At 40.8% G+C, this 23,663-nt stretch carries 18 protein-coding genes and 1 riboswitch; of the genes, 2 read left to right on the top strand and 16 right to left on the bottom strand.

The window, feature by feature from the left end; translation table 11 throughout:
* Nucleotides 1-10: 10 nt before the first annotated feature.
* The 3 genes from glmM to ASF86_RS11305 all read right to left on the bottom strand — a co-directional run bounded on the left by glmM (nt 11) and on the right by ASF86_RS11305 (nt 3,965).
* Nucleotides 11-1,348, bottom strand: a complete 1,338-nt coding sequence (gene glmM / locus ASF86_RS11315) for a phosphoglucosamine mutase (protein WP_003654068.1) — start codon at nt 1,346-1,348, stop codon at nt 11-13.
* Between the two features lie 149 nt (nt 1,349-1,497).
* On the bottom strand, nt 1,498-2,964 hold the full coding sequence (gene guaB, locus ASF86_RS11310; protein WP_003654069.1) for an IMP dehydrogenase: 1,467 nt from the start codon (nt 2,962-2,964) through the stop codon (nt 1,498-1,500).
* Nucleotides 2,965-3,167: 203 nt separating this feature from the next.
* The gene (locus tag ASF86_RS11305; RefSeq protein ID WP_035358290.1) at nt 3,168-3,965 is read right to left on the bottom strand and encodes an MBL fold metallo-hydrolase; all 798 of its coding nucleotides are present in this window, start codon (nt 3,963-3,965) and stop codon (nt 3,168-3,170) included.
* 227 nt (nt 3,966-4,192) lie between these two features.
* Here ASF86_RS11305 and ASF86_RS11300 point away from each other — a divergent pair, with 227 nt between their 5' ends.
* On the top strand, nt 4,193-6,349 hold the full coding sequence (locus ASF86_RS11300; RefSeq protein WP_056482175.1) for a TonB-dependent siderophore receptor: 2,157 nt from the start codon (nt 4,193-4,195) through the stop codon (nt 6,347-6,349).
* 59 nt (nt 6,350-6,408) lie between these two features.
* On the opposite strand, the gene ASF86_RS11295 is transcribed toward ASF86_RS11300, so the two are convergent.
* The 5 genes from ASF86_RS11295 to ASF86_RS11275 form a co-directional block, all read right to left on the bottom strand.
* On the bottom strand, nt 6,409-6,984 hold the full coding sequence (locus ASF86_RS11295; protein ID WP_003654075.1) for a TMEM165/GDT1 family protein: 576 nt from the start codon (nt 6,982-6,984) through the stop codon (nt 6,409-6,411).
* A 15-nt stretch (nt 6,985-6,999) separates the two neighbouring features.
* Nucleotides 7,000-7,185, bottom strand: a riboswitch (yybP-ykoY riboswitch).
* A gap of 28 nt (nt 7,186-7,213) precedes the next feature.
* Nucleotides 7,214-7,492: a hypothetical protein gene (locus ASF86_RS11290; RefSeq protein WP_056482172.1), complete on the bottom strand. Its 279-nt coding sequence runs from the start codon at nt 7,490-7,492 to the stop codon at nt 7,214-7,216.
* Between the two features lie 149 nt (nt 7,493-7,641).
* Nucleotides 7,642-9,615, bottom strand: coding sequence for a 2-oxo acid dehydrogenase subunit E2 (locus tag ASF86_RS11285; protein ID WP_056482169.1), 1,974 nt, complete (start codon nt 9,613-9,615; stop codon nt 7,642-7,644).
* Nucleotides 9,616-9,617: 2 nt separating this feature from the next.
* A complete protein-coding gene (aceE, locus tag ASF86_RS11280) occupies nt 9,618-12,335 on the bottom strand; it encodes a pyruvate dehydrogenase (acetyl-transferring), homodimeric type (RefSeq protein WP_056482166.1) in 2,718 nt (905 codons plus the stop codon).
* 256 nt (nt 12,336-12,591) lie between these two features.
* Entirely contained in the window at nt 12,592-13,284 is a 693-nt protein-coding gene (locus ASF86_RS11275) for a M23 family metallopeptidase (RefSeq protein ID WP_005038016.1), read from the bottom strand.
* Between the two features lie 107 nt (nt 13,285-13,391).
* Here ASF86_RS11275 and ASF86_RS11270 point away from each other — a divergent pair, with 107 nt between their 5' ends.
* A complete protein-coding gene (locus ASF86_RS11270; protein WP_056482163.1) occupies nt 13,392-13,832 on the top strand; it encodes a DciA family protein in 441 nt (146 codons plus the stop codon).
* 97 nt (nt 13,833-13,929) lie between these two features.
* Here ASF86_RS11270 and lpxC read toward each other — a convergent pair whose 3' ends face one another.
* The 8 genes from lpxC to gshB form a co-directional block, all read right to left on the bottom strand.
* Nucleotides 13,930-14,832, bottom strand: coding sequence for a UDP-3-O-acyl-N-acetylglucosamine deacetylase (lpxC, locus tag ASF86_RS11265; protein WP_005038014.1), 903 nt, complete (start codon nt 14,830-14,832; stop codon nt 13,930-13,932).
* Between the two features lie 110 nt (nt 14,833-14,942).
* On the bottom strand, nt 14,943-16,118 hold the full coding sequence (gene ftsZ, locus ASF86_RS11260; protein WP_003654090.1) for a cell division protein FtsZ: 1,176 nt from the start codon (nt 16,116-16,118) through the stop codon (nt 14,943-14,945).
* A gap of 164 nt (nt 16,119-16,282) precedes the next feature.
* The gene (gene ftsA, locus ASF86_RS11255) at nt 16,283-17,545 is read right to left on the bottom strand and encodes a cell division protein FtsA (RefSeq protein ID WP_045433761.1); all 1,263 of its coding nucleotides are present in this window, start codon (nt 17,543-17,545) and stop codon (nt 16,283-16,285) included.
* Between the two features lie 60 nt (nt 17,546-17,605).
* On the bottom strand, nt 17,606-18,460 hold the full coding sequence (locus ASF86_RS11250) for a cell division protein FtsQ/DivIB (protein ID WP_003654093.1): 855 nt from the start codon (nt 18,458-18,460) through the stop codon (nt 17,606-17,608).
* Between the two features lie 2 nt (nt 18,461-18,462).
* Nucleotides 18,463-19,389: a D-alanine--D-alanine ligase gene (locus tag ASF86_RS11245; protein ID WP_056482160.1), complete on the bottom strand. Its 927-nt coding sequence runs from the start codon at nt 19,387-19,389 to the stop codon at nt 18,463-18,465.
* A 36-nt stretch (nt 19,390-19,425) separates the two neighbouring features.
* The gene (gene murC / locus ASF86_RS11240; RefSeq protein ID WP_003654096.1) at nt 19,426-20,874 is read right to left on the bottom strand and encodes a UDP-N-acetylmuramate--L-alanine ligase; all 1,449 of its coding nucleotides are present in this window, start codon (nt 20,872-20,874) and stop codon (nt 19,426-19,428) included.
* A gap of 11 nt (nt 20,875-20,885) precedes the next feature.
* Nucleotides 20,886-21,983: an undecaprenyldiphospho-muramoylpentapeptide beta-N-acetylglucosaminyltransferase gene (murG, locus tag ASF86_RS11235; protein ID WP_056482157.1), complete on the bottom strand. Its 1,098-nt coding sequence runs from the start codon at nt 21,981-21,983 to the stop codon at nt 20,886-20,888.
* Between the two features lie 237 nt (nt 21,984-22,220).
* Nucleotides 22,221-23,165 carry a glutathione synthase gene (gene gshB / locus ASF86_RS11230; protein ID WP_003654100.1) on the bottom strand — a complete coding sequence of 315 codons (945 nt, stop codon included), beginning with the start codon at nt 23,163-23,165 and terminating at the stop codon, nt 22,221-22,223.
* Nucleotides 23,166-23,663 lie beyond the last annotated feature (498 nt).

Below are 23,663 nucleotides of genomic sequence, written 5' to 3'. Positions count from 1 at the left end.
GTCATGTACCTTATGCGACTTGTGCTTGTGAGCGAACTGAATCTGCTAAATGCTGAGCTAAAGCATTTACTTCCTGCTCATCGTCACCTTCAACCATGACACGAATCACAGGCTCTGTTCCCGACTTACGAATTAAGATACGTCCACGGCCTTTAAGCTGTGCTTCTGCTTTATCAAATTCAGTAACCAATGCCGGAATAGAATATGGATCAAGCATTTGTTCTAAACGTACATTTAAAAGAACTTGTGGGAATAGTTTAAAGTCTTGAACCAATTCATGAAGAGCCTTATTTTGCTCGACCATCACAGTTAAAACTTGAAGTGCAGCGATAATGGCATCACCAGTCGTACTCTTGTCTAGAGTTAGAATATGACCAGAAGGTTCGCCACCTGTCACCCAACCATTTTCTTCTAAAGCCTGCAATACATAGCGGTCACCGACTTTTGCACGAACAAAATTAACATTTGCTTTTTCAAGTGCAACTTCTAGTGCCATATTACTCATGACAGTACCAACAATACCAGCTGGCTTATTTTGCGCCTGAGTCGCCAAGATATATAGGATATGGTCGCCATCAATTAAGTTACCAAACTTATCAACCATCACAACACGGTCAGCATCACCATCAAAGGCAATACCTAAATCTGCTTGGTGCTCAACCACTGCTTTTTGCAAGTGTTCAGGATGTGTTGAACCACAGCTTTCATTAATATTTAAGCCATCTGGTTCATTATATAAAGCAATGACTTTTGCACCTAGCTCACGAAAAACTGAAGGGCCAACGCTATATGCAGCACCATGAGCACAGTCCAACACAATCTTTAAATTATTTAAATCAAAGTGGTAAGGGAAAGTAGATTTACAAAATTCGATATAACGACCGTTTGCATCATTTACACGAACACTTTTACCTAAGTTTGCAGTGTCCTCAATGAATAAGTCTTTTTCTAATTCAAGGTTAATTTCTTCTTGTAATGAATCAGGTAATTTTTTGCCTTCACTTGAGAAGAATTTAATCCCATTATCATAATATGGATTATGTGATGCAGAAATAACAATACCTGCATGTGCATGCAAAGCACGAGTAAGGTGTGCAATTGCTGGTGTTGGTAATGGACCAAGTAGATGAACATATACGCCAGCAGCGTTTAAGCCCGCCTGCAAAGCAGATTCTAAAATATAACCAGATAAACGTGTGTCTTTTCCTAATACAACGAGCGGTTTATTTTTTGGACTCGTTCGTTTTAATACCTTCCCTGCAGCAAAACCGAGTTTTAAAGCAAACTCTGGAGTAATAGGCATTTGCCCAAATTTTCCACGAATACCATCCGTTCCAAAATAACTCATAGCTTATCTCATTCTTACGCCACTTCAGCGGTGGCACACTTCATATATGGCAATTCCGCCATATTTCTTTTCGTTAGATTTACTTTACACCAAAAACAAAAAGCCGTCAGTGTAATGACGGCTTTCTTCATTGTTTTGGTTACCAAAATCTAACCAACACGATAGTTTGGAGCTTCTTTAGTAATCGTTACATCATGAACATGTGACTCAGACATACCTGCTGAAGTAATTTTCACAAATTTCGCATTTTGGCGAAGATCTTCAATCACAGATGAACCTGTATAACCCATCGATGAACGTAAACCACCCATCATTTGATGAACGATGTTACCCATTGGGCCTTTATATGGAACACGGCCTTCAATGCCTTCTGGTACTAACTTCTCAGCACCCGCTTTTGAGTCTTGGAAATAACGGTCAGCAGAACCGGTTGCTCCCGCCATTGCACCTAATGAACCCATACCACGATATGCTTTGTAGTAACGACCTTGGAAAAACTCAACTTCGCCAGGCGCTTCTTCAGTACCAGCTAAAAGTGAACCAACCATGATTGTACTTGCGCCCGCACCGATCGCTTTTGCCATATCGCCAGAGAAGCGGATACCGCCATCTGCAATTAAAGGAATTTGATCTTTTAGTGCGTTAGCAACGCTGTCAATCGCAGAAATTTGTGGCATACCAATACCTGCCACAATACGTGTCGTACAGATAGAACCAGGACCAATACCCACTTTTACTGCATCTGCACCTGCATCTAATAATGCTAATGCAGCGTCACCAGTTGCGATGTTTCCGCCAATTACTTGTACTTGAGGGAAGTTTTGTTTCACCCAACGTACACGTTCAATTACACCAGCTGAATGACCATGTGCTGTATCAACAACAATTACGTCAACACCAGCTTCAACCAATGCTTCTACACGACTTGGTGTATCAGCACCTGTACCAACCGCAGCACCAACACGTAAACGACCAAGATCATCTTTACAACTGTTTGGATAACTCTCAGCTTTACGGAAGTCAGTCACTGTAATTAAGCCTTTAAGTTCGTTGCTCTCGCCAACGACCAAGACTTTTTCAATACGGTGTTTTTGCAATAATGCTTGAATATTTTCTTTAGACTCACCTTCACGTACAGTCACCAAACGATCTTGGCCTGTCATGATGTTGCTAACTGGTTGTTCTAAATTGGTTTCAAAACGTGTATCACGGCCTGTCACAATACCAACAACCTTGCCGTCTTTAACAACAGGTACACCGCTAATGTTATTAGCAGTGGTAATTGCAATCAGTTCACGTACTGTAGTTTCAGGCGTTACAGTGATAGGGTCTTTCACCATACCCGCTTCGAATTTCTTTACACGGCGTACTTCTGCAGCTTGAGCAGCAATATCCATGTTTTTGTGCAAAATCCCGATACCGCCATTTTGTGACATCGCAATCGCCATACGTGACTCAGTCACTGTATCCATTGCAGCAGAAACTAATGGGATATTTAAATGAATGCCGCGAGTTAAACGTGTCTTTAGAGAGACATCTTTTGGGAGAACAGTAGAGTAGGCAGGAAGTAATAAGACATCATCGAAGGTTAGCGCTTCTTGAACGATGGTCAGCATAACAATCTCACTGGTAAATTCCGTGAGCTATTATAAACAAATTTCAATGCAATTTTCATATTATCTTTGCCTTTTTCAGCAATAGATATCGGCCTACTCTAAATAATTCCCACTTAATTATACTTTTAGCTCTATTTTCTAGCTCTTATCTTTTTATAACCCAGAACTTCATCTGGGTTAATTATTAGAAATAATATTTAGATTTATGCAGGGCAACTAAAAATTTGCTCTGACATTAAATCGACACCACAAGGTAAAATTTCAATCCAATCTAAAAATTGATTAATCATTTCTTTACCAATAAATGGGCTGCCATGCTGTGGAACAATCATTTCAATATCCATCTGACGGACCATGTTGACCCATAAACGGATGACCTTATTTGAACACATATAGCGTTGGTGAAAAGCTTTCATTTTCATAACATGCGTATCGAAATCTTTCAAAGGTTGACTAGCATCCTCAACAATCGAGGCACCCATATCACCAGAAAATAAAATTTTAGCGACTGGATCATAGAACTGAAAATTACCCACCGAATGTAGAAAATGGGCTGGAACCACCACAAGCTTTGATTCCCCCAATTGAATCACTTGACCACGATCTGGTAGTTCAATAAGGCGATCTTCCCAATTCCCTTTCATACGTTCACTCATGAATGCAGAATTTAGGTGCGGTAAAAATCGTGCCCATAATTTAGAAGCGACCACTTTGGCATCGGTATAGACTAACCAGCGCGGCATTGAAGTAATAATGTCTGGATCTTGATGAGAAGCCATCACATAATCCAGATTTTTCAATCGCGTATATTTATTAAGTTCCATAGTCAACGGAACATAGGTCAAATCGCCACCTGGGTCGATCACCGCAGCTCGTTCATGATCAATAATTAAAAATTGATTGGCTTGTATGCCTTCCCCTTTGACCAAACTGGTAAAACTAATACATTTATGTACGCCATTATCAAATAATATCTGCGATGTTGTTTTTTCAAACCCCATACAATTCCCCAAAAAACTTTAAATATTAGATATTTTTATATCCATACTAAAATAAAGGGATTCGATAATTCTTGCAATGAATTGCTTTATTTTTCTCATAATATTTTAAAATAGCTTTTGCTTTTCTTATTTTATAAATGAATCATAATGTTATTTAAAATTAACTCACAATAAATTAAAATAATTCTCATTATCAGTTTTTGTCTTTTGCGCTGTCTAGGCCTCCCATGAACCAAGCACCTTATTTTTCAAGCTCCAAAACATTGTTAGCAGTTGCTATTTTTAGTTTGATGACAGCAAGTCATGCTGATGAAACAGCAGAACAAAAAAGTTCGACCAGTGTGCTACCCACAATTTCTATTCAGGCGCAAAAAGAAACCACCTCCCCGTATGTCGCAACGAAAGCAACCTCTGCCTTAAAATCAGATGCGCCCTTGTTTAAAACTGCTCAATCGGTTTCGGTGGTAACACGTGAACAGCTCGATCAGAAACAAGCAAGAACCTTAGCAGATGCACTTGAAGGTGTTGCAGGAGTAGAAGCTGGAAAACTAGGTCGTCGTGGTTGGGATGATTTCGTTATTCGCGGGCAGACATCTTCTGATTCGGTTTATGTAGATGGCTTAAGAGTCGGTCAAAGCTCACCAACTCCATCTGTAGCAGCTGAAATATCAGGTATGGATCAAGTACAAGTTTTAAAAGGTCCCGCATCTATTAATTTTGGTTTAGTTGCCCCAGGCGGTATGGTGAATTTAGTCACTAAACGCCCTCAAGCAGAAAGTTTTGCACGTGCTAGCATGACTTATGGCAGTTACAGCCTTAAAGAAGGCACATTCGATTTAAACTATAGTCCTAATAATAGTGAAAAAGGTGCTTTCCGTTTAAATGGTCGTATCTCTGACCAAGATGACCCGACAGATTATGTATATTTTAAAAATTACTATATTTCCCCTTCTTACAACTTTGACTTAGGGGATAACACCGACCTTTCTGTCATCGCTAGCTATCAACATCGCGAATATATTCGTCAGCAAGGTCTACCTGTCATTGGTACTTTAAAAGATAACCCTAACGGCGCTATAGACCGAAGCTTGTATATTGGCGACCCTAATTTCGGTAAATATGAGGCAGATGTTTACCGTACTGGCTATACGTTTAAACATGCCTTTGACAATGGCTGGAACTTTAACCAGAATTTCGCCGTACAAAAAACTGAAATGGATGGTACAGCTGTTTTTGCTCGAACAGGTAGTAACTTTTGGGCAGATAAAAACTACACCACCATAAGCCGTAAAAATAACAGCCGTCACCAAATTATTGATAACTTAAGTTTTGCCATCGATAACCGTTTAAATAAACAGTTTGATTTATATGGTATGCAACATGATTTCAATATAGGTGTAGATGCCTTCCAAGAAAAAAGTGATTACACCAATAACCGTTGTAATGTAGGTGATTTAAACATATATGCTCCTGTATATGGGCAAACTGTTACTTGTTCCAATCCTGTCAGCAATCACGATATTAACCGCTTAAAATACGCAGGCTTATATATTCGTGACCGTATTCAACTCAATGATCAATGGCTTTTAAGCTTGTCTGGGCGCCAAGACTGGGCGCAAACTCAAACTAGAAGTTTGGTTAATAGCAATACGAGTAAACAATCAGATGAAGCATTCACAGGTAGTGCTTCTCTTATGTATACCCTTAATGACATTGTTGCTCCTTATGTCAGCTATGCCACTTCATTTACTCCTAACAGTGGTACAGATGTAAATAACAATCCGTTCAAACCTGAAGAGGGAAAACAGGTTGAAGTGGGGATGAAATTACAAAGTCCTGATCAACGAATTCAAGGCGCTATCGCTTGGTATGATTTAAAACGTCAAAATGTTGTAGTCAATGATTCAATCAATACGAGTGAGAAAGTACAACGTGGCGAACAGTTAACACGTGGTATTGAAACTGAACTCAGCGCAGAAATTTTAGAAGGCTTAAAATTAACGGCTGCATATACTTACACAATTGATGCGGAAATTAGTAAAGATGCAAACACGAGTAATGTAGGAAAAGCACTCGACAATATTCCTGAGCATGCATATAGCTTGTCAGCACGCTATAAATTTGATCCTGCATCAAAACTTGGTTGGTATGTAGGCGGCGGGTTCCGCGGTGAAACGTATAAAACTGTCGATGGCTTAGATGTTCATGTTCCAGGCTATACAGTCTTTGACACTGAAGCTGGCTATGACGCTGGGCATTGGGGCGCTCAACTTGCTATCCGCAATCTATTTGATAAAGATTACTATGCAGGTGCGCTGAATGAGAATTTAGTGACGCTCGGCAACCCACGCCAAATTAACTTTACAGTGAAATTTAACTACTAAAACGATCGACAAAAAACGCACTCGAATTGAGTGCGTTTTTTATGGCAGCTTTAAATGTTTTAGAAGAAATAATGCTGTACCAAAGTAGAGACGCCTACAATTAAGAAAATAGCCGCACCAATTTTATGAATGAGCGAGATAGATAAACGTTCAGCTAATTTATTACCAATAAATACAGCTGGTGCATTGGCAATCATCATACCTAACGTTGTACCCAGCATAACCCAGAAAATACTGTCGTAACGAGCAGCTAAGGCCACTGTTGCAATCTGCGTTTTATCGCCAATTTCAGCCAAGAAAAACAAGATAAAGGTTGCGCCAAAAACACCAAATTTTTGCCATCTATTAATGCTATCTGTTTCATCATCTAACTTATCTGGAATAAGCATCCAGAACGCCATACCAATAAAACCGCCCGCAAGAACCCAAACTAAGATTTCAGGGCTCAAGACCGTCGTAATCCACTGTCCAAGCACAGCAGAGATACCATGGTTAATTAAAGTTGCTAACAGAATCGCAATGAGAATAGGGATTGGCTTACGGAAACGTGCAGACAATAAAAGGGCGAGTAATTGAGTTTTATCGCCCATTTCAGCTAGGGCAACAATTGAGGTAGAAATCAGAAATTCTTGCATGTCGTTTCTCTGGCTAGCATAAATGCCCATGACCTACCCCTCCTGCTAGCCAAATATCTGCAGAGTGGTAAATCAAAGGTCTTGCCAACTCGGAAACGATGAGACGTTTAAGCTATGATGACCATGTTCTGTTGAACAATTATGTTGATCATCACCTATTCATTCAGAAATGAATAGCGGCTACTCCCCAATGAAGTATGTGCTTATTATATTCGAGCAGTTCTATTTTTCAAACAAAAAATTTTATCCATGCCCACACCAACAGCCGACCTAAGCCCAATAGTAAGGCTAAACAAATACTTAAGTTAATAAACCCCAAATTATTAATGCCTGCTATGTGCTGTGACTGAAATTCAAACGGCAAAATAAGCATTGCTACAAATACTTCCAACCCCATTGCAACGTAAGTCATCCACTCCCAAGGAAAGTGCAAAACACTAACCCACAGCCCCATCAGTAAAAATACAACCAACAGAATCGGCGACATGATTTTTAAAAAACCCACCATTTATTATTTCTCCTTTACCTAATAACGAGAAATTTCTCCTCTCTCTCGATAATTCATATCTAATCTTTAGATTAACCTAAAACCAATTATATTAAATACCAAAATAAAAACCCCGCCGAAGCGAGGTTTTAATGATTCATTTCAAAATATTAGATTAATAAAGTACGAATATCTTTAAGAAGTTTCGTAAGTTTATTGGTAAAGCGAGCAGCGTCTGCACCATTAATTACACGGTGGTCATAAGACAACGACAACGGCAACATTAAGCGTGGATCAAAGTCTTTACCATTCCAAACCGGTTGCATCGTTGCAGGTGAAATACCCAAAATCGCAACTTGCGGCCAGTTTACAAGTGGTGTAAATGCTGTACCACCAATTGCGCCTAAACTTGAAATGGTGAAATTCGCACCTTGCAAGTCTTTCGGTGTTAATTTCTTATCACGTGCTTTTTGACCTAACACACCCAATTCAACTGCAATTTGCTTAATTGATTTTTGGTCTGGGTTACGAAGTACTGGTACAGTTAAACCATCAGGCGTTGCTACCGCAATTCCCATATGGATTTCATTGCGCAAGAGCACTGATTTACCGTCATCAGATAGATGACCTGCGAACTCACGCTCTTCTTTCAACAAATACGCAACCGCTTTGATAATGAATGCCATAATCGTCAGGCTGATACCTTCTTTTTTGAAGTTGCCTTTCAGTTCATTACGCCAATCTTCTAACTCAGTAATGTCAGCCAAATCAAACTGGGTGACTTGCGGAATAAAGTTGTTCAATGACAATTGCGGAATTGATACTTGCTGCAAACGCGTCAGTACTTTTTCTTCCACTCCACCAAACGCAGTGAAGTCAGGAAGCTTTGGCAAACCTGAAACTGCTGGTGCAGCCGCAGCTACTGGAGCCGCTTGTGGTGCAGTTAAACGAGTCTTCACATAAGCAAAGATATCTTCTTTAATCACACGACCATGTTCACCAGAAGTTTTAACTTGTGATAAAACCACACCAAGTTCACGAGCAAGCTTACGAACAGCAGGGCCAGCATAAACTTTAGCGTTTTCAGCTTCTTGCTCTTTCGTTAACTTATCACTACCAGAAACTGGAGCAGATACAGCCTGAGTCGGAGTAGGAGCTGCCGCTTTAGGTGCTGCTGCCTGTGGAGCTGGAGCTACTTCTGCTTTTGCCGTTGGTGCCGCAGCAGGTGCTTGGCCTTCAGCTTCAATTGTTGCAAGTAATATACCTTGTGAAACCTGTTGGCCTGCTTGCAAGTGAATCGCTTTCACAATGCCAGCAACAGTACTTGGAACTTCTACAGTTGCTTTATCTGACTCAACAACAACAAGGCTTTGGTCTACATCAACTTTATCGCCAACTTGTACCAAGATTTCAGCAACCACTGCTTTGTCTACGCCCAAATCAGGAACGTTAATATCAACTGGACCAGATTGAGTAGCAGCCGCAGCTACAGTTTCTTGTTGAACTGGTGCAGGCGCTGCCGCTGGAGCTGCTGTAGAAGCAGGAGCTTCAACTGGCGCACTTGATGCAGATGTTGTTTTCACTTTAATGAGCACAACACCTTCTTTAACTGTATCGCCTTCTTTAACTTGAATGCTTTCTACAGTACCAGCAACACTGCTTGGCACTTCTACAGTTGCTTTGTCAGATTCAACAACAACGATGCTTTGCTCAACATCGATTTGCTCACCAACTTTTACTAAAATTTCACCAACTAGTGCTTTTTCAACACCAATGTCAGGAACTTGAACTTCAACCACTTGGCTAGTGGTTGCAGCTGCTGGTTGTGCAGCAACTTGTGGAGCTGGAGCAGGTGCTTCTTTTTCAGCTGCTGGTGCAGGTTTTGCAGCTTCTTCTGCTTGAGCTACAGGTGCAGCACCCTCAGCTTCAAGTTCAAACAATACCGTACCTTCAGTTACGCTATCGCCTTCTTTGATCAAGATGCTTTTCACTACACCTGCTGAAGTGCTAGGCACTTCAACAGAGGCTTTATCTGACTCAAGCAAAACAAGGCTGTCATTTTCAGCAATGCTATCGCCAACTTTTACCAAAATTTCAGCAACAACTGCTTTATCTACGCCAATATCAGGGGTCTTAATTTGCATGCTTAGTTCCCCTCACCTGTTTGCGCTTCATGGTATTCAGCAACTGCTTGAACTTCTGGATGTGCTTGTGGAGCCCATGCCACTGGACGATCAGTATCTAACTCAAAGTTAGAAATTGCATCTTTAACTAAACGTGCATCTACTTCACCTTCGTCAGCTAATTTTTTCAAAGTAGCAACAACGATATGTGCAGCATCAACACCAAAGAAACTACGCAAGTTAGCACGTGTATCTGAGCGACCATAACCATCTGTACCCAACGCAACAAATGGGCGGCCATCTGGAAGATAGGCACGGATTTGTTCGCTATACGCACGCATATGGTCTGTTGCTGAAACAACAATACCTTCTGTACCGCGTAATTGTTTAGATACCCAAGACTCTTTCACTTCTTCAGTAAGTGGGTGTAAGCGGTTGTATTCTTCACATGCCATACCATCACGAGACAATTCATTGAAGCTTGTTACACTCCAAACGTTTGAATGGATTTGGTATTCATCACGTAAGATTTTCGCAGCTTTGATCACTTCACGAAGAATTACACCTGAACCAAGTAATTGAACAGTTGCTTTTTCATCTTTTTCGAACAAGTACATACCACGTTTAATGCCTTCCTCAGCGCCTTCAGGCATTGCAGGATGCTGGTAGTTTTCGTTCATTACAGTTAGGTAATAGAACACACGCTCTTGGTTCACATACATACGTTGTAAACCATCATGTACGATTACAGCCAACTCATAACCAAAACATGGATCGTAAGATACACAGTTTGGAATCGTGTTCGCCAAGATATGTGAATGACCATCTTGGTGCTGTAAACCTTCACCGTTCAATGTTGTACGACCAGCAGTAGCACCTAATAAGAAGCCTTGAGCTTGGGCATCACCAGCAGCCCATGCGATGTCGCCAATACGTTGGAAACCAAACATTGAGTAGTACATGTACATTGGAATCATTGGCAAGTTATTAGTTGAATAACTTGTTGCCAACGCAGCCCATGCGCTCATCGCACCAGCTTCGTTAATCCCTTCTTGAAGCATGTGACCGTCACTTGCTTCACGGTAATGCATTAACTGTTCTTGGTCTTCTGGGGTATATTTTTGACCGTGAGCAGCATAAATACCAAGCTGACGGAACATACCTTCTAGACCAAAAGTACGCGCTTCATCTGGAACGATTGGCACTACGCGGTCTTTAATTGCTTTTTCTTTAAGTAAAGAAGCAATTAAACGCACCATCACCATGGTAGTTGATTGTTCTTTGCCTGCAGAACCTTTTAATACTGCATCAAATACAGATAATTCAGGAATCGCTAAAATTTCACTCTCTTTACGACGTGCAGGTAAATAGCCACCTAAAGCTTCACGACGCGCCTTCATATACTTCATTTCTGGAGAGTTTTCACTTGGGCGATAAAATGGAAGCTCTTCTAACTTATCATCTGTAAATGGCAGGTTGAAACGGTCACGTACATATTTCAAAGAGTCGATCTGCATTTTTTTGATTTGGTGAGTTTTGTTCACCGCTTCAATTTCTTCAGACAAACCGTAACCTTTAACAGTTTTCGCAAGAATAACTGTTGGTTGACCTTTAGCTTTCATTGCTTCTGCATAGGCAGCAAAAACTTTGTACGGGTCATGACCACCACGGTTAAGATTATCGATGTCTTCATCGCTTAAATCTTTTACAAGTTCCGCAGCTTCTGGGTACTTGCCAAAGAATTTCTCACGTGTATATGCACCACCTTTCACTTGATAGCGCTGATACTCACCATCAACTGTTTCGCCCATTACCGCTTTTAAAGCGCCAGTGCTGTCTTTTGCCAGTAGCGGATCCCAATGACGACCCCATACTACTTTAATGACACGCCAGCCTGCACCACGGAATAAAGATTCTAATTCTTGAATGATTTTACCGTTACCACGTACAGGACCATCTAGACGCTGTAAGTTACAGTTAACCACCCAAATGAGGTTATCAAGCTTTTCACGACCAGCAAGTGAAATTGCACCAGTACTTTCTGGCTCATCCATTTCACCATCGCCAAGATATGCCCAGACTTTACGATCTTCTTCTTTGATCAAGCCACGGTTCATCAAATATTTTTGAATGTGCGCTTGATAAATCGACATGATTGGACCAAGACCCATTGATACAGTTGGGAATTGCCAATAGTCCGGCATTAAATATGGATGTGGATAGCTTGGTAAACCATTACCGCCAACTTCACGGCGGAAATTACTTAACTGTTCTTCAGTTAAACGTCCTTCGAGGAATGAACGTGCATAAATACCAGGAGCACAGTGTCCTTGGTAATAAATCATATCTCCGCCAAAGTTATTACTGTTTGCGCGGAAGAAATGGTTAAAACCTACGTCATATAATGTTGCACTTGATGCGAAGCTCGCCAAGTGTCCACCTAAATCATCACCTGTTTTATTCGCACGAAGTACCATTGCTAAGGCATTCCAACGAATCAATGCACGAATACGGCGTTCCATATCTTGGTCGCCTGGCATCGCAGGTTGTTCTTCAACAGAAATTGTATTTAAGTAAGGTGTATTGAGACGTTGAATGGGAACATGCTTGGCAATTGCTTGTTGGTAAAGTTTTTCCAATAAGAATGCCGCGCGCTCAGTTCCCATATGTTGTAAAACTGAATCGAATGCATCTTGCCACTCTTGGGTTTCTTGTGCATCGGAGTCACCGTAAAACGCCATAATTCACCTGTTCCTTGTTCTTTAATCTACTTTGTATTTTTACCACGTTTTACCCCTCTCTAGTTATTGCCACGGGTGAATGTGAGGGGGGCCTATTATTTTCTGAATGAATAGTCATTGACCGAGCATTAAACAAAATAACAAAAAAACGCCAATAATGGCGTTTTTTTATACAATCTTTACGTTAAAAAAGGTTTAAGTTAATTTCAGATTCATAAATTCAATAACCTTAACCTTAACCTTTTTCACTATGCTTTTAAGGAAGCATCGCTAAGTAAGTTGTTGGGTTCTTACGTTGACCATCTTTTACTACTTCATAGTGCAAATGTGGACCAGTACAGCGACCAGTACAACCTACATTGGCAATATGTTCACCTGCCGAGACTTGTTCACCTACACGTACCATTAAACGCGAAGCATGCGCATAGCGTGTTAAATAGCCATTACCATGGTTAATTTCAACATATTGACCATAGCCAGTGCCCCAACCAGATTTGGTTACAATACCCGGGCCTGTAGCATAAATTGGCGTACCACTTGGAGCAGCCATATCCAATCCGCCATGATGTTCGGCACGACCACCCATCGTACGGCCACCAAAGTTGGAAGAAACACGCACTGTATCAGGAAGAGGGTGAGAAACTAACCATGAATAAGCATTTGAAGAAGAGGTATTGAAAGAGTTCTTAGCTGTCGTATTGCCATATTTTTTAGCGAGTGACTCATTGTTGAGCTCAACCGTTTTTTGGCGTAAGGTCACTGAAACTTTCGCACTCGCTGGAAGATCTAAATCATCAGGATGAGTATATGAACCTTGAGATAATGTTTTTGATAGTTGTTCCAATCGATCTGAATCAGTAGATTGGTTAATTGTTTGATAATCTGCAAAAGCAACTGATGCTGCCGAAGCGGCAAGTGAAAACGCTAATAAAATACGACGCGTGTGCATAAAAACCTCTTGAAACTGTTCTTACTTAAGTTCCTTATGATCTCTTCCTTGATATCGATTGAAATGAACGCTTAAGATGAAGACAAGAATCTATCCGAGAATGACCCATGTCTAAACCCAATAACGTTTTTCAACAATCCGGAAAACACATAAAAACAGGAAACCTTACGTTTCTAACAACGCAAGTCGCGCAATGGCAAAGACTTACGAAAATTATCCAACCCTTATTGCCCCAACCGGAACAATGGCAGGTCGTGTGTTATCAAAATGGTTCTTTGATCATTACTGGTGAAAATCAGGCGATGATTAGTCAACTCAGTTATTTACAGAACCAATATGTATCTAAATTATCTCAACTTGAAGGGTTAAAAGACCTACAAAGAATTCAGGTTCGCTTGAGAAATAAAAACATTCCAAATCCACCCTCATCTGAGCCATCTAAACCCATCCCCCCGGAAACACAAGAAATGTTACGTAGTGCAGCCGACTTTGTGAGCGACCCTAAGCTTAGCCAAGCTTTACTACGTTTGGCAAGCAATAAAAAATGACGAGCTATATATTTAAAGAAAAGTTCAGCCATATTTATGTGACAAAATTCACACTTTAAAATGTTACATTATAACATGACCAAATAAAGACAATGACTTATGTCACACTCACATATGGAATTGGACATTCATTCTCGTCATCAAATGTTACAATTTCATAATTACTCGGATCACTTTGAACATTGCGTAACAACTGATTATTTAAAGCATGTCCCGATTTATAGCCATCGAACTTGGCAATAATTTGATGACCAAGCAAATACAAATCACCTACTGCATCTAAAATCTTATGTCTCACAAATTCATCGGCGAAACGTAAGCCTTCTTCGTTAACAACGCCCGTGTCATCTACACCAATCGCATTATCTAAACTTGCACCTAAAGCTAAGTTATTTGCTTTGAGATAATCCAGATCTTTCATAAAACCAAAAGTACGAGCTTCACTGACTTCATATACAAAAGTTTCAGTAGAAAAGTCGATAGTCGCAGATTGATATTCTTTAGCAAATGCCGGATGGTCAAAATCAATCGTAAAATTTAACTGAAAGCCATTATGCGGGCTAAAAATTGCTTTTTTATCATCTATTAATGCTTCAACTGGTTTTAATATTCTTATAAATTTTTTCGGCGCATCCAGCTCACGCAATCCACCTTGCATTAACAGGTAAATAAATGGGCCAGCACTTCCATCCATAATCGGAACTTCGGACGCAGATACCTCAACAATAAGGTTATCAATTCCCAAACCTGCAATTGCGCTCATCACATGCTCAATCGTTCCAACTTTTATATCTCCAATTACTAAATTGGAGCACATGAAAGCTTCTTGAATCAGCAAAGCATTCGCATGGATTTCCACAGGTGGATCTAAATCGATACGACGAAATACAATACCTCCATCCACGGTATGTGGAATGAAATTGATCATCACTTTTTGACCGCTATGAAGACCTATTCCACTCGCTTTTACCACACGATTGAGAGTACGTTGTTTCACCATGCTTTGTAACTTCTTTTTTAAAACCGCTATACGTTAGCATATTTAGTGATTGATCAAAAACAAAAAAAGGCAGTGATTAAACACTGCCTTTTTTAAAATCTAATAATATTTTACTTACGTTGCTGATTTTTCAAGTAATCTTGAATGCTCATCGGAGAAGAACGCGGAGAAGAACTTGCAGTACTACTCACTTCATTGTCTGCATTTTGACGCTTATTAATAGCAGGAACATCATCTTCATCAACAGATTGAGCTGATTGAGTCGATGCATGACTTACCGTATTGCGTTTTCTCGGCTCTGCATCTGCTGCATTTCGTGTTAAACCAGTTGCAATCACTGTTACACGTAATTCATCACGCGCATCTGGATCAAATACAGTACCGTAGAAGATTTCACCTTCATCAAGGTCAACAATCTGGTTCACGACATCAGTAATGATTTCAGTTTCGCGTAAAGTAATATCATCGCCACCAGTAATGTTAATCAACACACCTTTAGCATTAATAATATTTACGTTATCAAGCAATGGACTACGGATCGCCTGTTCAGCAGCTTGACGTGCACGATCTTCACCACGGCCTAAACCAGCACCCATCATGGCATAACCACGTGTACTCATTGCAGTTTTCAAATCGGCGAAGTCAAGGTTAATATGACCACGGTTTACAACAAGGTCAAAGATACTACGTACAGCGTTTAACAATACATCATCAGCTTTTTTATAAGCATCTTTCATTGAAATATCGCCATATACGCTGAGTAAGCGCTGGTTAGGGATAATAATCAATGAATCAACATGTGCTTCAAGCGCTTCAATACCACGTTCAGCAGACTTTAAACGGCGACGGCCTTCAAAGTTAAATGGGGTTGTCACAACACCAACAGTCAAAATACCCATTTCTTTGGCAACTTCAGCCACGACAGGTGCCGCGCCTGTACCCGTACCACCACCCATACCAGCGGTAACGAATACCATATCCGTACCTTCAAGATGGTGACGAATAATTTCACGGCTTTCTTCTGCTGCAACTTGCCCTACTTCAGGGTTAGCACCAGCACCTAGACCACGTGTACTTTGCTCGCCTAACTGAATTTTGAAAGGTGCATTCATACAGTCCAGTGCTTGTTTGTCTGTATTGGCACAAACGAATTTAACACCTTGAATATCAGACTGCACCATATGTTGAACGGCATTACCGCCACCACCACCTACACCAAATACAGTGAAACGGGCTTGACCGTTGCCATCGTTTAGTTCATCTTCTATAAATTCAAATGAGGCCATGACCTTTAGGGTTCCTAATACATTATGGCAGTCACTTCAGCCCGTATACTGCCTTGATTTTCAAAAACAACTAATTTTAAGAATGCTGTGCAATACAAACCTTGTCAAGTACAGTGGTTTTCTCTTACAACTTCCTAACAATTCTACCAATAAATCCATACATCCTAAAAAATGGCTTTTAGCTTGCTATTAAACGCATTCCAGCCATTTACCATTCGTTCCCATACCGAACGGTCATTTGCCTCTTCAGGCTCTTCAACAGCTTCTTGCAACTCACTTTGGCTAAACATGAGCAAACCAGCTGCTGTTGCATACATCGAACGACGTAACGCGGCTTGATGCTGATCATCAGCATAAACCTGTAACGGTGGATTGCCCAAATGTGCAGATACCCCCAACATACGGCGAGCTAAACTCACCATACCTTCGATTTGACAAGCATCGCCTGTCAGCACTACACCATGGTATAAACCATGAATTGCGCCGCTGTGTTCGAGTTCATCGCGAATCTGGCTAAAGATCTCTTCATAACGGGCAATAATAATTTCTGACAACTCAATTCGACTAATGGTTTGAGGGCCATCAATTCCTTCTACCTGAATCATGTGATCTGGCTTAACAGCACTTAAATCGACACAACCATACAGAATTTTAATGCGTTCAGCTTCTTCTGTCGTGGTTTGCAATACAGCAGCAATATCACGTGTAACGTGTTCACCACCGCGCTGCAATGTACGTGCCAGAGCCAAACGCCCATCCAGATAAACCGCAAGATTGGTAATGCCTGCGCCAACATCGACCAGACAAACACCATATTCTTTTTCATCTTTAAGCAAACTTGCCTCGGCGGTTGCCAAGCAAGATACCACCATTTTTTCAACCCCGATATTTGCACCTTTCATGGCGCGATCAAGGTTTTGCATAGTCGCTATAGGCATCATCATTAACTGATAATGCCCTGTCATACTATGGGCAGTCATGTTAATTGGATTCTGCACCCATTCAGCAGAATCACCCAATTCAAAGCCTAACGGCACTGCACTTGCTAAATAGTAATCAGAAGTCACATGACTTGCTTTTGCCAATTCTAACGCGCGCACGACTTCATTTGTTGTAATAACATGTGCTGGATTAGCAACTGGTGTGCGGCCAGAGGCATAAAAACTTTGCAACTCGGTACTCGGAATCGATACCCATGCGCTATGAATGCGACATTCGGCCATATTTTCCGCTTCAGCAACAGCATTTTTAATCGCAGCGATGACTTTATCGAGGCTTACGATTTTTCCTTTATTCATGCCACGATTGCGAGCAGTTGCCATACCGATAACTTGAATGTTATCCGGCGCATGAATTTTTCCAATCAAAACTGAAACTTTATGCGTCCCAATGTCAATCGCAACAACTGAGGGAACAGCTTCATTCATCACTCATACCATTTCTTTGTTGTTTAATACCAGGCAAATTGCCTATTTTAAAGCCACGTATTATGGCTTTGCTTTTGTTCCACCTGCAATGCTTGTGTCATCAATCGTTACAACAAACTGACCATTCACAATTTTAGGTGGTGTTGCGTTCTTCCATTGAATAGATAATCCATTACGATATCGCAAATCAATGGCTGAGATTTTCGACCACACCGGTTTTAAGTCAGATTGTGCCAGATGACTTAAACGTTGCAACTTATTCATTGTTTGATCTTGGTCAACAATAATTCGTAAACCTGTATCAAACTGCATAAACCAAGTCATTCGCTCCGTCAGATATAACTCTTTTAGGCGCAAATTGGCGGGATGGAATAATTGATTGATTTCATTATAGCGTCGCATCATCATTTTCGACTGGCTTACCGGACCATGTAGTAACGGAAGCTCAGGATGAATTGTCGGCTCTGCCTCACTGAATACATCGCCTCCATCGCTTAACAAGCGACCTGTCCCCCAACGGGCGATGGCATGTCGAGGCATGACACGAACACGAATACCATTGGGCCAGGCACGAGATACCACAACTCGGTCTACCCACGAAATTTCTAATGTTTTATCACGAATCTGTTCTAAATCAGATGTGAAATAATTCGCTTTTATAATTGGAGCAACATGCTGCATCACTTGTTGTGTTTCAACTGAAGACGTCGACCCTACAACCTCTAGCTTTGCAACTTTTGCATCTGTAATAACTTTATATAGTCCATAAATTCCGACTGCCAGCACTACAAAAGCAATAACCAACAGCACCCATCCACCAGCATTCGCAAGCTTCTGCTTACGTGTAGGCGGTTTATCATGAATAGAGGTGATGGCCGCACGTTTACGGCGCATGGAAGCCGGAAGTTGTGCCATATTTAAGCCGTACCTTCCAATGTTTGCTCAAGAATGGCAACACACAATTCATCAAAACTATAGCCAACAGCTTGAGCAGCTTTTGGAACTAAAGAATGGCTGGTCATACCTGGCACAGTGTTTACTTCTAAAAGCCAGAAATTCCCCTGCTCATCCTGCATTGCATCAATACGGCCCCAGCCTTCAGCACCAACTGCTTGAAAAGCACGTAAGCACAATGCTTGCAGGTTCTTCTCTTCTGTCTCACTTAGACCACAAGGAATACCGTACTCAACATCATTACGTTCATATTTTGCTTCATAGTCATAAAAAGCAACGTCTGCTGGTGGTTGTAAACGAATAACCGGCAAAGGCTGTCCATTTAAGAACGAGATTGTGAATTCACGACCTGTGATCCATTTTTCTGCCATCACAACAGCATCGTGCCGAGTCGCTTTTTCAATTGCAGCAGCAAAGTCTTCTGCTTTCTCAACCTTACTCATGCCCACGCTTGAGCCTTCATGTACAGGTTTGATAATGACAGGCAAGCCTAGCTCAGCAATAACCGCATCTAAATCTGTCTCTTTAGTAATAATGCGATATGGCGCTGTAGGTAAATCGCTACCTTGCCAGATTTGCTTGGTTTTGACTTTATCCATGCCAATCGCAGAACCTTGCACGCCAGTTCCTGTATAAGGCAGATTTAACCATTCAAGTACACCTTGAATCTGGCCATCTTCACCGCCACGACCATGCAATACAATAAATGCACGATCATAATTTACAAGTTCAGTCACACTGCGGTCTTGCGGATCAAATGCTTCAGCCTGAACACCTGAACGCAATAAAGCATCCAGAACTGCCTGACCACTATCTAAAGACACAGCACGCTCAGCCGATTTCCCACCAAATAGCACGGCAACTTTGCCGAATTTTGTAGCATTTGACACGTTTAAATCCTTAACCCGATAATTCAATATTTTTGTTTATTTCACATACAAATGGTGTTGTGCAAGTTCTACTGAAATTGCTCCAACGTTACCCGCACCCTGCGTTAATAACAAGTCATTTGGTTGTAACACATTTTGCATGATGTTTTGCAAATTACCTTCAACCGGATCGACCAAAATCGGTTCCACTTGTCCACGTAAACGAATACTACGCGCCAAAGTACGGCTGTCAGCACCTACAATAGGCTTTTCACCGGCAGGATAAACTTCCAGTAATAATAATTGATCGACTTGAGAAAGCACTTCAATAAAGTCATCAAAACAATCGCGGGTACGAGAATAACGGTGTGGCTGGAATAACATAACCAAACGACGATCCGGATGGCTCTGGCGAGCAGCTTTAATAGTCGCTTCTACTTCTTTCGGATGGTGCCCATAGTCATCAACTAGCTTAACGTTGCCATCAGCAAGTTCGAATTCGCCTTGTACTTGGAAGCGACGACCAACACCACTAAATCCTGCTAAAGCACGGCTAATTGCATCATCAGAAACACCTTCGTCAGTCGCAACACCAATAGCAGCTAGAGCATTTAAGATGTTATGCATACCCGGTTGGTTGATGGTTAAACGTAGCGGCTCACGACCTTTACGCAACACCGTGAAGTGTGAACGCATGCCATCTTGTTCAACATCAATTGCGCGAATGTCGTTATCTTCATTAAAACCATAAGTAATAACTGGACGGCCTACACGCGGCATGATTTCACGAATGTTGGCGTCATCACCACAAACTACAGCCAAACCATAAAATGGTAAGTTATGAAGGAACTGTACAAACGTATCTTTTAATTTATCAAAGCTACCTTCATAGGTATCCATATGGTCAGCATCAATGTTCGTTACAATGGCTGCCATAGGTTGCAAATAAAGGAAAGACGCATCTGACTCATCAGCTTCAGCCACGATGAAACGACTTTCGCCCAGTGCAGCATTTACGCCTGTACTGTTAAGTAAACCACCAATGACATAGGTTGGATCAAGGTTTTCTTCAGCCAACATGGTGGTTAAAAGACTTGTAGTAGTGGTTTTACCATGCGTACCAGCTACAGCAATACCATGACGGTAACGCATAAGCTCACCTAGCATCTCTGCACGGCGTACAATTGGAGTACGTTGCTCAATCGCTGCTTTAATTTCTGGATTTTCTGGATCAATCGCTGTAGAAACTACAAGCACATTGGCATTTTTAATATTTTCCGCTTGATGGCCAATATAAACCTTGATGCCATTTTGCTCTAATTGTTCTGTAGTTTTAGATGCTTTAATGTCTGAACCAGAAATTTTATAACCTTGGTTACCCAATACCTCTGCAATGCCACACATCCCAGCACCACCGATCCCCACAAAATGAATGTGTTTGATACGGCGCATTTCAGGCACTTTAATCAGTTTTTTTGCTTGGTTCGCAGCTGTTGATGGAGACATAGTAAATCCGATTACATTTTTTGGATAAGATCAACCACATGCTGAGTCGCATTTGGTTGGGCATGTTGACGCGCTTTCACTGCCATTTCTGTAAGTAATTGGCGGTTCATCAGCGAAGTGAACAATTCATTTAAAACATCTGGTGTCATAGTCGATTGCTGGCAAATTTTTGCAGCACCGATATCAGCCAGAAATTTGGCATTTGCAGTTTGATGGTCATCAACGGCTATAGGAAGTGGTACAAAAACTGCTGCAACGCCTGCTGTTGCAACTTCCGTCACCGTTAATGCTCCAGCTCGGCAAATAATTAAATCAGCTTCACTATAAGCCTTTGCCATATCTTCAATAAACGGCAAAACTTGCACCTTTAAGTTGGCTGGTGCATCTGCATAAAGTGCTTGAGTTGCTTCAACTTGCTGTTGACCACTTTGATGAAAAATATTGAGTGGAACTTGTATTTTTTTTAGCGCTGGCGGTAAATGTTCATTAAGCGCTTTTGCACCTAAAGAACCGCCGACAATTAAAATATTTAAAGGTTGTCCCGCTTGCTCACGTGCATCGTAACGCCACTTAGAGCTTAAAATATCGGTGATTTCACGACGCACCGGATTTCCAGTTGTGACAACTTTATCACTAACAGGAAAAGTATTTGGAAATGCTTCGCACACGACTTTAGCAACGCGCGCTAACTGTGCATTGGTAAAACCAGCAACTGCATTTTGCTCGTGAATAAGTACCGGAATACCTAACAATCGTGCTGCTAAACCACCAGGCCCCGCAACATAACCACCAAATCCAGCCACAGCATCAACTTTAAGCTGTTTCATATAGCGCATTGCGCTTAAAGTCGCTTTTAAAATTTTAAAAGGCGCAGCAAGTTTACGGATCACACCGTTCCCACGAACACCTTGAATATCAATTTGATAAATCGGAATATTTTGATCTTTTAATAACCGATTTTCCATACCTGTTGGCGTGGCTAACCATGAAACCTGACAACCTTGTTGTTGAAGTTGTTTGGCTACGGCGAGGGCTGGAAAAACATGTCCACCTGTACCGGCAGCCATCATCATGACATGTTTGGGTTTGCTTTGCTGTGAATCGGTCACGGTCTAATTCTTCAACTCAAAAAACAATGGAAATTGTCATCTATTTTTGTAGCCGTTTATTTTAATCCTAAAGCTTCATTAACGAAAAGCTAATTTCACTCGTTTATAACAGAAAGATGTGCTTTTTTGAAAATATGCCTACAAAGCACTAGCGTATTTCATATTGTGATTTTATTAATTCATATATTTTCAGGTGATTTCCCATAAATACTGCTGAAAATCACCTGAAATAAATAATTAAGCCGTACGACCAGCTTCTAATACATCAAATAGATCATCGGCAATTGATGTACCAAATTGAGCATCAATTTCACGAATACATGTTGGGCTGGTGACATTAATTTCAGTGACATAATTGCCAATTACATCTAAACCAACAAAAATCAAACCTTTTTCGCGCAAGAAAGGACCAATTTTAGCTGCGATCAGCTTATCATTTTCAGTAAGCGGACGCGCTTGACCTAAGCCACCTGCCGCTAAGTTACCGCGCACTTCACCATTTTGTGGAATACGAGCTAGGCAATAAGGAATAGGCTCGCCATTTACCATCAAAATACGCTTATCCCCTTCTACAATCTCAGGAATATAACGTTGAGCCATAATTGGACGAGTACCTAATTCTGTCAGCATTTCCAACGTTGAACCAATGTTTACACCATCTTGATATAAGCGGAAAATTCCTGTACCGCCCATACCATCAAGTGGTTTCACAATGACATCGCCATGTTCTTTAAGAAATTCACGAATTAAACTTTGTTGCGATGTTACAAGTGTAGGTACTTGCAGCTCTGGGAATTGCGTTGCAAATAGCTTTTCATTGCAATCACGCAATGACTGAGGCTTATTGATAATCCATGAACCTTCGCGTTCAGCTTGCTCAAGCACGTAAGTTGTATAGACAAAATTCATATCAAACGGTGGATCTTTACGCATCAATACCACATCGTAAGCCGCGATAGATTCTTTTTTCTTTTCACCCAACTCGTAATAATGATTGTAATCTTCAAATACTTTTAATGGCGAGATTAGACCGTAAGCCTTACCTTGATCGATATATAAATCTTGTTGTAATGCATAACCCAATTCATGTCCACGACGGCTCGCCGCCCACAACATTGCCATGGTTGAATCCTTTTTAAGATTTACGGTTTCAATCGGATCCATGACGACAAGTACACGCATGCTCAAGCTCTTCATAAAATTTAAATTAGCATGAGTATAGCTGAGATTTTTCACTCGTTTTTCTTAATTTCAGTAAATCGTTATCTGTTATTCCTTTAGCTTAGACTAATCCGAATCCTGTTCTTTCAGTTTTGTTTTTAAATTTAAATCCCAGCTGATGTAACAACTAGCCGCCCAAGCTTTGTTTGACTAACTGCTCAACTATTTTAATATCAGCATATACACATTAGATAAAACAGAACTAGCAATTTCAGCGAACTAATTCATCACAATATATAACTCATAACCATATATAAAATGGATAGTGCCAATTGATACATATTGATCAAATAAATCACGCCTTGATAACAAGGTAAGCTTTTAAACAAATGACTTTATATTGTTTTAACTATAAGAAAAATACTTTGAAATTATTAAATTGAGAATACTCATACCAAATAGTAATAAAGGTAATGTCTGAAACACTCAGTTGAACCATTCCCACTCTTAAAAAGTGAT

The organism is Acinetobacter sp. Leaf130 (genome assembly GCF_001423205.1).
Taxonomy (GTDB): Bacteria; Pseudomonadota; Gammaproteobacteria; order Pseudomonadales; family Moraxellaceae; genus Acinetobacter; species Acinetobacter calcoaceticus.
The sequence above is the reverse complement of the archived record's forward strand: the minus strand, read 5'-3'. Positions and strand labels throughout refer to the sequence as shown.

Bases quoted from the DNA above. Each gene is read 5' to 3' on its own strand.
- ASF86_RS11250 (WP_003654093.1), bottom strand. From the start codon at position 18,460: ATGGCACAACTTCCGGCTTCCATGCGCCGTAAACGTGCGGCCATCACC.
- glmM (WP_003654068.1), bottom strand. From the start codon at position 1,348: ATGAGTTATTTTGGAACGGATGGTATTCGTGGAAAATTTGGGCAAATG.
- murC (WP_003654096.1), bottom strand. From the start codon at position 20,874: ATGTCTCCATCAACAGCTGCGAACCAAGCAAAAAAACTGATTAAAGTG.
- ftsA (WP_045433761.1), bottom strand. From the start codon at position 17,545: ATGAATGAAGCTGTTCCCTCAGTTGTTGCGATTGACATTGGGACGCAT.
- gshB (WP_003654100.1), bottom strand. From the start codon at position 23,165: ATGCGTGTACTTGTCGTCATGGATCCGATTGAAACCGTAAATCTTAAA.
- ASF86_RS11270 (WP_056482163.1), top strand. From the start codon at position 13,392: ATGTCTAAACCCAATAACGTTTTTCAACAATCCGGAAAACACATAAAA.
- ASF86_RS11275 (WP_005038016.1), bottom strand. From the start codon at position 13,284: ATGCACACGCGTCGTATTTTATTAGCGTTTTCACTTGCCGCTTCGGCA.
- ASF86_RS11290 (WP_056482172.1), bottom strand. From the start codon at position 7,492: ATGGTGGGTTTTTTAAAAATCATGTCGCCGATTCTGTTGGTTGTATTT.
- ASF86_RS11300 (WP_056482175.1), top strand. From the start codon at position 4,193: ATGAACCAAGCACCTTATTTTTCAAGCTCCAAAACATTGTTAGCAGTT.
- guaB (WP_003654069.1), bottom strand. From the start codon at position 2,964: ATGCTGACCATCGTTCAAGAAGCGCTAACCTTCGATGATGTCTTATTA.
- ASF86_RS11285 (WP_056482169.1), bottom strand. From the start codon at position 9,615: ATGCAAATTAAGACCCCTGATATTGGCGTAGATAAAGCAGTTGTTGCT.
- ASF86_RS11305 (WP_035358290.1), bottom strand. From the start codon at position 3,965: ATGGGGTTTGAAAAAACAACATCGCAGATATTATTTGATAATGGCGTA.
- aceE (WP_056482166.1), bottom strand. From the start codon at position 12,335: ATGGCGTTTTACGGTGACTCCGATGCACAAGAAACCCAAGAGTGGCAA.
- ASF86_RS11295 (WP_003654075.1), bottom strand. From the start codon at position 6,984: ATGCAAGAATTTCTGATTTCTACCTCAATTGTTGCCCTAGCTGAAATG.
- lpxC (WP_005038014.1), bottom strand. From the start codon at position 14,832: ATGGTGAAACAACGTACTCTCAATCGTGTGGTAAAAGCGAGTGGAATA.
- ftsZ (WP_003654090.1), bottom strand. From the start codon at position 16,118: ATGGCCTCATTTGAATTTATAGAAGATGAACTAAACGATGGCAACGGT.